Below are 1,193 nucleotides of genomic sequence, written 5' to 3'. Positions count from 1 at the left end.
TGTCAATCCCCTCGAATCGCGGAGACCTTCCTATGCAGCCAGCCCCTCACCGAGGCTGGCCCAGTAGTCGTTTTCGTAGTCGATCGGGCTCTTGAAGCCGCACACGCTGTGTAGCCGACGGCTGTTGTAGAAGTCGGTGATCCAGGTCGCGATCCGGATTCGGGCCTCGGTGCGTGTGGCGAAGGCGTGCCGGTGGACGTACTCGACCTTCAGCACACTGTTGAATGCCTCGCTGACGGCATTGTCGAAGCACGAGCCGACCCGTCCCATGGACTGGAAGACGCCCAGCCGGCGACAGACCCGGCGGAACCTCCGAGAGCCGTACTCGCTGCCGCGGTCCGTATGGAAAATGACACCGCGGACGTCCCCGCCGCGAGTCGCCGCGGCCATGTGCAGAGCGGCGACGACCAGTTCGGCATCGTGACGGGCACCCATCGCATACCCGAGCAGGCGGCGGGAGAACAGATCGATGACCGTGGCCAAATACAGCTTGCCCTCACCGGTCTCGATCTCCGTCATGTCCCCGCACCAGACCAGGTCGGGCGCCTCGGCGATGAAGTCGCGGCGCACGAAGTCCGGGGCGGCCGGCCGTCTGCCCGGCCGGGTCAGCCCCCGCCGTCTGCGCACCTTCCGCGCGACCAGGCCCAGCTCGGCCATGATCTTCGCGATGGTGTTCACCGAGACCCGCCAGCCCTGCCTCACCAGCCTGATCCAGATCTTCGGCGAGCCGTAGGTGCCGCCGGACGCGTCGAACTCTGCCTTCACCGCTTCGATCAGATGCTGTCTGCGCAGCTCACGCCTGGTGGGCTGACGGGTGCGGTGTTTGTAGAACCACGACTCACTCACGCCCAGGGCGCGGCAGGAGACGCGGTGCGAAATGCCGTGCTCGGTCCTGAAGTCGCTGATCACCCCGACGACGGACGCCGGGTCCGCCACGGCTACTTCACCCACAGGACCATGCAGCGTTTGAGGACATCACGCTCCATGACCAGTTCCTTGTTGTCCCGCTTGAGCTGGGCGTTCTCCCGCCGCAACCGCTCCAGCTCGTCACTTTCGCCGGCCGGTGCGGTCCCTGCCCGACGGGCACGGGAGACCCAGCTCGCCAGGGTGGTCTCGTTGATCCCCAGGTCCTCGGCGACCTCGGCGATCGTCTTGCCGGTCTCCGTGACGATCCGCACAGCCCCCTCGCGGAA

2 protein-coding genes are annotated in these 1,193 nt (G+C 66.6%); both read right to left on the bottom strand.

Annotated features, from left to right (window positions below; all coding sequences use genetic code 11):
* Nucleotides 1-30 precede the first annotated feature (30 nt).
* Nucleotides 31-951, bottom strand: a complete 921-nt coding sequence (locus ABT147_RS47220; protein ID WP_351418746.1) for an IS3 family transposase — start codon at nt 949-951, stop codon at nt 31-33.
* On the bottom strand, nt 939-1,193 hold a 255-nt coding region (locus ABT147_RS47215; protein ID WP_351418744.1), incomplete at its 5' end, for a transposase. The genes ABT147_RS47220 and ABT147_RS47215, both read right to left, overlap by 13 nt.

It is taken from the genome of Streptomyces sp. NPDC001868, from assembly GCF_040297125.1.
In the GTDB taxonomy this organism is placed as follows: domain Bacteria; phylum Actinomycetota; class Actinomycetes; order Streptomycetales; family Streptomycetaceae; genus Streptomyces.
Note: the sequence above shows the minus strand (reverse complement) of the source record. Positions and strands in the feature narration are given on the sequence as shown.